Genomic DNA, 7,787 nt, shown 5'->3' with positions numbered 1-7,787 from the left:
CTTACTGGTTCCGCTTCATGGCTGCCGCGTGAGAACGGAGGAGCTATGTCCAGCGATTTTGTCCAGAATATTACCGACGCGATTGGCGCCCACGGAGCCTGGAAGCTCAGGCTGCGCACTGCCATCGCCACGGGAAGCAGCGACGCGAGGCCTTCGGAGGTACGCTGTGACGACCGATGCGCCCTGGGCAAATGGCTGCACAGCCCGACGATGGACGTGCAGGTCAGGAGCGGGATGCCCTACAAGGTGGTCCGACGTCTCCATGCCGAGTTCCACAGCACGGCCGCCGACGTCCTCACCCATGCGCTCGAAGGCCGCAAGGCGGACGCGAACGCTTTGCTCGAAGGCGACTTCACCGCGCGATCGGAAAAGCTTGTCCGCGCTCTCGCCAAATGGAAGGGCGAAGCATTGGCGGCCAGCCGACACTGAGCGGGCGCCGTTCGTCCGCTTCAGGAAATGTTGCGGGATTACGCGGTGAAATCGAGCCTCCGGCGCCTGTCCTCATCCGCGCGCGGGCGCCCGGGGTCTGCTACTCCTTCGCGAGAGGCTGCGCCGCGAACGAATTGGCGGGCCCCAAGCTCACCGGTTCATTTGGCCGGTAAGCGTTGAGATCAGGGTGTCAGAAGGTCGCGTGCGGTCCTATGCAGGCCGGGCGAGCGCTTCGATCTTGCTGACGATGTCCCTCGAGCGATAGGGCTTCGCGATGAAGTCCGTGCCGATCGGCATCATGCCATCGCCGGGCCAGACCCGACCCGAGGTCACGAGGACAATGATGTCGGGCCATCGCTCTCTGATAGCGGTCGCGAGAGCCAGCCCGTTCATCTCGCCCGGCATCTCGACATCGGTGAACACGGCCCGGATGTCGTCCCTACCCTCGAGGATCGTCAGCGCCTCGGCGGCATTGCACGCCTCATGGATCCGGTATCCCTGGTCCATGAAGATGTCGGCCGCCATCGCGCGGACCAAAGGCTCATCTTCAACGATGAGCGCCGCGCCAAGTTCGCGGTTCCCTAAGCCGTTTGTCGCCCCCATCATCTCACCTACTCCGCTACTTTTTCTTTGGTGCCGCTTTGGCCATCTATGCATTGCGCCACGTCGCGGAGCATCCCGGCCCAATATCCCAGGATCAATCCTTCATTACGTGCGGATTCCGCGGTGGTCACCGCATAGATGCCGAGAATGTTCGCCAGCTCATCGACCCCGATTTCTCCTCGGCGCGCCATGAGCACGCCCAGCACCGAAAGGGCACCGCCCATTGCCCTTATGAGCGTCGGATCGGACAGCGCCGCAGCTTCGGCAAGCAAACCCTCATCCGGCTCTGCCGGGTCGACCCGCCCGAGGCTATCGATCGCCGCCTGCACCTGCGCTGCCGCCGTGGCCTCCCCAGCCTCGTCGAGCATCGAGAGCGCGATCCGCATGAGACCAGCGGCTCTTTGCTGTAGAGTAGGCCCGTCCTTCATGCGAACCCCTCACGCTGTTCCCCAAGGCGCTGCCGGTCAACCTCGCCCTTGCTTTCCCCTGCCCTCGAAATCTCGATCGCGTTCTTCCCGCCGCGCTTGGCGCAGTACATCGCGAGATCGGCCGCGTGCATCAGTTCGGCGGCATTGCCGCTCGCATCAGGCGGGATCAGCAGCGCACCCATGCTGCAGGTGACCGGATAGGAGGTGTCCGCCAGCACGGACGACAGACGGGCATGAATATCCCGGGCGAATGCCTGCCCCTCGATGATCGTTGGCACGCGCACCAGCAAGGCGAACTCGTCTCCGCCGATCCGTCCGATCAGATCTTCCCGTCGCATGATCTGCCTTGAGAAAATTGGTCCAATTCTGAAGAGAGCCCGTTTGGGCATGAGAATTGGAGAAATGTATGGGACGTCAGCGATTTACGCCGGAGCAGATTATCGCGAAGCTGCGTGAGGTGGATGTGATTGTCGGTCGAGGCGGGACCGCCGTCGAGGCTTGTCGGCAGATCGGGATTGCCGAACAGACGCTGTATAGGTGGCGTAAGGAATATGGTGGCCTGAAGGTCGACCAGGTGCGTCGGATGAAGGATCTGGAGCGGGAAAATGCGCAGCTGAAGAAGCTGGTTGCGGATCTGGCGCTGGACAAGGCGATCCTGCAAGAGGCGTCGAAGCTGACTTTTTGAGTCCCTCCCGTCGCCGTGAAGCGATCGAGCAGGTCCGCCGGGTTCTTCCGGTATCGGAGCGGCGGACCTGCCGTGTTCTGGTTCAGCATCGTTCAACGCAGCGACATCGTCCCAAGGATGATGCCGACGAACGGCATCTGACGGCCGACATCATCGCGCTGGCCAGGGATTATGGCCGGTACGGCTATCGCCGTATCCATGCCTTGCTCGGCCATGCAGGCTGGCAGGTCAGCTTGTCGGTAGTGGAACGCATCTGGCGGCGGGAGGGTCTTAAAGTGCCGAAGAGGCAACCGAAACGACGTCGGCTCTGGCTGGGCGATGGGTCGTGTATAAGGTTGCGGCCACAGCATCGCGGGCATGTGTGGTCTTACGACTTCGTCGAGGATAAGACGCGCAACGGACGCAAGTTCCGGATGCTCAATATCATCGACGAGTTCAGCCGCGAATGTCTGGCGATGGTGCCGCTGCGACGGTTCCGGTCCAACGACGTGATCGACGTGTTGGCCGACCTGTTCATCGAGCATGGGCCGCCTGAACATATCCGGTCCGATAATGGTCCCGAGTTCGTCGCCCATGCGGTGCGAGAGTGGCTGGGTCGGCTCGGTGTCACCACCCTCTACATCGAACCCGGCAGCCCCTGGGAGAATGGATATATCGAGAGCTTCAATGCCCGCCTTCGCGATGAACTGCTCAATGGCGAGATCTTCTACAGCCTGGAGGAGGTCCGCTGCGTCACGGGCTGGTGGCGCGAGCATTACAACCGACTGCGCCCACACAGCAGCCTCGGCTACCGCCCTCCAGCCCCGGAAACAGTCAAGATGCCAGCCTGGCCGCTCGGCTCCGCTACGCTCCGCCTCCCGCCCAGGCTGGCATCAGAAATCCGGATCAGCTAACTATGCAATCGGACCAATCATCGCGGGCAGTCCACGGCTCTTCCGTCCTGGCTCACATTCGCGAATGGCCACCTCACGGGAACGGTCGCCGCCGGCGCTCTTGGCGATTACACTATCCGCATCACCGCGAGCGACGGCAGCCTTGCGACGAGCGACGTGTTCACGCTCACAGTGGGCATGTTGCCGACCGGGCCCGAACTACGTCCATCGCAGTGGACTCTGTTCACCGAAGGAAACGACCGCGTCGTCGGCCGCGGCGACCAGAATGGCGACATCTGGGCTCTTGGCGGCGACGACTACATGACCGCGGATGGCTGGAATATCGGGCTCCATGGCGAGGACGGCAACGACATCCTCGAGTTCATGTCATACAGCGGGTCTGGCGATGGCGGCGCGGGTGCCGACACCTTCATCTTCGACGGCTTCTCGTTGCTCGCCGGCACCGATGCCGACACGTGGGCGACGATTACCGATTTCGAAAACGGCATCGACCGGATCGGGATCGTCAACGGCACCGCCGGGGTCGAAAGCTTCGCCGATCTGACGGCTCACATGGCGCAACATGGCGCCAACGTCGAAGTCTCGCTTCAGGGCCTGCCCGTCATCGAGCTCTTCGGCACACAGGGCTATGCCTTCGGTGGGGCTGGATATGACTATTTCGTGTTCGACTCGGCGATGCTGGAAGCCGAGGCGTGGGAAGAGCTCTGGGCGACGATCGGCGATTTCCATCACGGCGCCGACAAGCTCGTTTTCCTCAACGGCTCTGACGGCCTCACCTCATTCGCCGATATTACGCCCTTCATGTCGCAGGTTGGCGATGATGTGAAAATTGCGATCGCGGGCCGTCCGGCGATCGTCATCGAAGACGTCACGCTCATGGATCTTACGGCCGACGACTTCCTCTTCGTCAGCCAGCCCTCGGCGCTCACGGCCGGAATCAACGGCCAGGCGCTCAGAATCGGCTCGACGGTCGGACTGCAGACCATCTCGGCGAATGGCTATTCGAACATAACCGTCACCGGAACAAACCTTGGCAACGCGCTCGATTTCACCGGCGTCACCCTGTCCGGGATTTCAGCGATCAAGGGTCTCGACGGCGACGATATCATCGTCGGATCGGACGGAGCGGATAAGATCCACGGTGACGCCGGCAACGACGCCCTGGACGGCGGAGAGGACGACGACACACTCATTGGCGGCGCGGGAGACGATTTGCTGAACGGCGGGCTCGGCGACGATCTTTTCCAGGTCAAGGGCACCGGCGAAGGCTATGATGCGGTCACCGGAGGAGCGGGGGTCGACACGATCAGCGCGACCGCCAACAACACTGCCATCGGCCTCACCAGCCTTTCCGGAATCGAGAGCATCACGGCAGGCGGATACTCGGGCGTTTATATCCGCGGTTCGGCGGATGATGATACGCTCGATTTCAGCCTCTCGACCCTGGTCGGGATCTCCAAGATCGACGGCGGGGCGGGAGACGACGCGATCACCGGATCTGCCGGAAACGATACGATCCTCGGCTCTGCCGGAAATGACACCCTGCTGGGAGGCGACGGAAACGACATATTCCAGTTCACCGGTTCGGCGGCGGGCAGTGACACGATCGACGGCGGCGCTGGCACCGACACCATCGCCGCGCTCGCAAACAATGCCGTCATCCGGCTCGGCGCCTTCTCCAACATCGAGACCATCTCGGGCGGCAGCTATACCGGCGTTACGATCGCGGGCAGCGACGATGCCGATAGCCTCGACTTCACCGGCGTAACGCTGAGTGCGATCACCCGGATCAGCGGCAATGGAGGCGACGACACGATCGTCGGCAACGCCGCCGCCAACGTCATCGCCGGCGGCAATGGCAATGACACCTTGCTGGGCGGAGAGGGCAACGACACCCTCACCGGCGATGCGGGAGACGATGTCTTGATCGGCGGCGCCGGGAACGACAGCCTCAATGGCGGAGCTGGTGTCGATTGGGTCGATTACTCGACCTATTCGAGCAACCTCAGCATCAGTCTCGCGGTCACTACCGCGCAAGGCGTGACTGGCGGCGAGACCGACACGATCACGAATGTCGAAAACGTCCGCGCGGGCTCTGGAAGCGATACACTGACAGGCACGAGCGCAGCCAACATACTCGACGGCGGTGCCGGTGCCGACACCCTGAACGGGGGCAGCGGCAACGACACTCTTCTCGGTGGCGACGGAAACGACGGGCTGAACGGCGGCGACGGCCTGGACCTCCTCGATGGAGGCGAGGGCGACGACATCCTGAACGGCGAAGGCGGCAATGATACCCTGTTCGGGGGCGCTGGCAACGATCAGCTAAACGGCGGCGCTGGAGCAGATGTCCTCAACGGCGGAGACGGCAACGATGCGCTCACTGGCGGCGATGCCAACGACGTACTGTCGGGCGGCGCGGGAACCGACCAGCTTTATGGCGGGATCGGCGACGACGTCGTCGAAGGTGGTGACGGCAACGACACCATGACCGGCGACGCGGGCGCAGATCAGATGTCCGGCGGAAATGGCGACGACTACATCTACGCAGGCGACGGAAACGACGTGATCTACGGCGATGCGGGCAATGATATGGTCACCGGCGACGTGGGCGACGATGTAATTGCGCCTGGCTCCGGCAACGACATGGTCTATGCCGGAGCGGGCATCGACACGTTGACCTATGCGGCATCGGCATCGCCATGGGCGATCGACCTCGCCGCCAACTCGGCGACCTCCGGAACCGAGAGCGATGGCGTCTATGATTTCGAAAACGTCGAGACTGGCGCTGGCAACGATGTGATCGCAGGCACGGGATCAGCCAATGTACTGAGCGGCGGCGCTGGCAACGACCGGATTTCCGGCCGCGGCGGGGACGACACGATCAACGGCGGCGACGGAACGGACGTCGCGGTTTTCGCCGGGCTTGCATCCTCCTATTCAATCACCGCGACGGGCGGCAACATCCAGATCGTGGACAATGCTGTGGGCGAAGACGGCAACGACGGAACGGACACGCTGGTTGGCGTCGAGGTAGCCGAGTTCAAGGACGGACAGCAGGTCGGCCTGGCTGCGCCTGTCATTCTCGATCTCGATGGCGGCGGCGTGACCACGATCGCCGCCTCGGCCAGCAATGCCCGCTACGACATGGACGGCGACGGTCTTACCGACGATACGAGCTGGATGGGAACCGGCGAGGGCATGCTGTTCCTCGACCGCGACGGCGATGGCACACTGACCGACGCCCGCGAGTTCACCTTCGTGAACGATGTCCCCGGCGCGGCCAGCGACCTTGCCGGGCTGCGCGCTTTCGACAGCAATGGTGATGGAATTCTGTCGGCCGCCGATGACCGCTTTGCGCAGTTCGGGGTCTGGCAGGATCGCGACGGCGATGGAGCCGTCGACGAAGGCGAGATCGCGACGCTCGGAGGCTCAGGCGTCCAGTCGATCAATCTTGAAGGCACCGCCAACGAGGCGCGTTACCAACTGGGTGACGCCGTGATCGTCAACAAGGGCAGCTTTACCCGCAGCGATGGCACGACCGCCGAATTCGTCGACGCCGCCCTCACTTACGTCTCCGCGGCAGCGCCGGCCGCGACGCCTGCTGACGAACAGCGTCCGGACGCCAACGCGCTAGCTGCGAGCGTGGACGGCATCGGCACGAACGCGATTGATCCTTTCCAGGCGGCAGACGCGCTCTCCTCCGCTCTGGAAGCAGCCAGTGACGACAATAGCGATCAAATCGGCAGCCTCGCATGGCGCCGGCGCAATCTCGTTCGCGTTCTCGAATCTCCGCCAGCCATCGCCAGGCTCATGCCTGAAGATCCGCTCGCAGAGGCGCTAGCTCCCGCGCCCGCGGATCCGACAGCGGTTAAAGTCGATCAGCTCGTCGCCTCCCTGGTACAGGGCATGGTCACTTTCGGAGCGAAGAGCGCGGGCGACGGTCTCACCCATTGGAAGCAGGAAGCGCCAAGGCCAATCGATCTCGTCGCCTGATCGGAATGCGGCACGGAAGCGAGCAGTTGATCGGGATCTACCCCTGCTGCTCCGCCGCCGCGATTCGGCACCCGGCCGCCCCACCTCTATCGATTGCTCGCTCATGGGTTATATCTATGAGTGTGATAGCGACCGTCCAGGCAAGGAGGCCAAGTTGGCAACGAAATCCGTAATCGATCCGAAAGTACCCAAGGCGAAGACCCGCCGCGTGCGTTTCGGTGACGTCACGGTGACAGCTCCAGCCCCCCCGCGCGCCTCGGTCGAGCGCAATGTCAAGCTGAGCACGCAAGCCCTCGAACGCGTCGCCAGGCGGCTTGCGCGGCCCGGCACTGTCTTGCGAACCAAGAAGAATGTCCCCCTGTTCTCTGTCGACAGCGATAATCCTGATATCCTTATCCGCCAACTCAACGGGAAGACGGAGCGAGGAACAATCGTCGACGACGCGTTCCAGGCGATCGATTGACGACCGCGAACGAGGCGATCCGCGAGGTTCGCAAAACTCAGGAAAAGCGCAAGAAGCCCCTCGCGATCATCCTTGCCGACATACAGAATGCCGGCTATTTCGTCCTTCTGATTTTCGTACGGCTTGTGAACGTCGAACTTTCCATCGCACGGGTTGCCACCCGTGTTTCGGAACATGGGCGCGATGTCCCGGAACCCCGACTTCGCGATCGATTTCCCCGCACGCAAAAAGCTATTTCGCATGCACTTCAAGTAGCGGAGCGCTTCATTGTTCGCGGACAATAGCCGCGG

At 62.7% G+C, this 7,787-nt stretch carries 8 protein-coding genes and 1 pseudogene; 6 read left to right on the top strand and 3 right to left on the bottom strand.

All coding sequences use genetic code 11. The features are described from left to right. Window positions 1–429 (top strand): CZB domain-containing protein (locus tag NN5_RS23310; protein ID WP_217998763.1); only part of this gene is annotated, 429 nt, incomplete at its 5' end. A gap of 210 nt (window positions 430–639) precedes the next feature. Here NN5_RS23310 and NN5_RS23305 read toward each other — a convergent pair. The 3 genes from NN5_RS23305 to NN5_RS23295 are packed head-to-tail and all read right to left on the bottom strand — an operon-like array spanning window position 640 to window position 1,849. Next, a complete protein-coding gene (locus NN5_RS23305) occupies window positions 640–1,032 on the bottom strand; it encodes a response regulator (protein WP_037487386.1) in 393 nt (130 codons plus the stop codon). A gap of 8 nt (window positions 1,033–1,040) precedes the next feature. Further along, entirely contained in the window at window positions 1,041–1,418 is a 378-nt protein-coding gene (locus tag NN5_RS27100) for a hypothetical protein (RefSeq protein ID WP_223308244.1), read from the bottom strand. Between the two features lie 38 nt (window positions 1,419–1,456). Further along, window positions 1,457–1,849, bottom strand: coding sequence for a GGDEF domain-containing protein (locus NN5_RS23295; protein ID WP_081796486.1), 393 nt, complete (start codon window positions 1,847–1,849; stop codon window positions 1,457–1,459). A 17-nt stretch (window positions 1,850–1,866) separates the two neighbouring features. Here NN5_RS23295 and NN5_RS23285 point away from each other — a divergent pair. From NN5_RS23285 to NN5_RS23270, 5 genes and pseudogenes are all read left to right on the top strand, one after another. Further along, window positions 1,867–3,038, top strand: a protein-coding gene (locus NN5_RS23285) for an IS3 family transposase (RefSeq protein ID WP_373280354.1) whose coding sequence is annotated in 2 segments (ribosomal slippage) — window positions 1,867–2,140 and window positions 2,140–3,038 — 1,173 coding nt in all. Because the reading frame shifts where the segments join, the coding sequence is not laid out codon by codon here. 42 nt (window positions 3,039–3,080) lie between these two features. Further along, window positions 3,081–3,200: pseudogene (locus tag NN5_RS27230) on the top strand (putative Ig domain-containing protein); the annotation flags it as partial. A 15-nt stretch (window positions 3,201–3,215) separates the two neighbouring features. Continuing rightward, window positions 3,216–7,034: a beta strand repeat-containing protein gene (locus NN5_RS23280; protein WP_169801048.1), complete on the top strand. Its 3,819-nt coding sequence runs from the start codon at window positions 3,216–3,218 to the stop codon at window positions 7,032–7,034. Window positions 7,035–7,137: 103 nt separating this feature from the next. Continuing rightward, the gene (locus NN5_RS23275; protein WP_223308245.1) at window positions 7,138–7,497 is read left to right on the top strand and encodes a hypothetical protein; all 360 of its coding nucleotides are present in this window, start codon (window positions 7,138–7,140) and stop codon (window positions 7,495–7,497) included. After that, window positions 7,494–7,781, top strand: a complete 288-nt coding sequence (locus NN5_RS23270; RefSeq protein WP_037487381.1) for a hypothetical protein — start codon at window positions 7,494–7,496, stop codon at window positions 7,779–7,781. The genes NN5_RS23275 and NN5_RS23270 overlap by 4 nt, the downstream gene beginning before the upstream one ends. Window positions 7,782–7,787 lie beyond the last annotated feature (6 nt).

Source organism: Novosphingobium naphthalenivorans NBRC 102051 (assembly GCF_001590985.1).
Lineage (GTDB): Bacteria > Pseudomonadota > Alphaproteobacteria > Sphingomonadales > Sphingomonadaceae > Novosphingobium > Novosphingobium naphthalenivorans.
The sequence above is the reverse complement of the archived record's forward strand: the minus strand, read 5'-3'. Positions and strand labels throughout refer to the sequence as shown.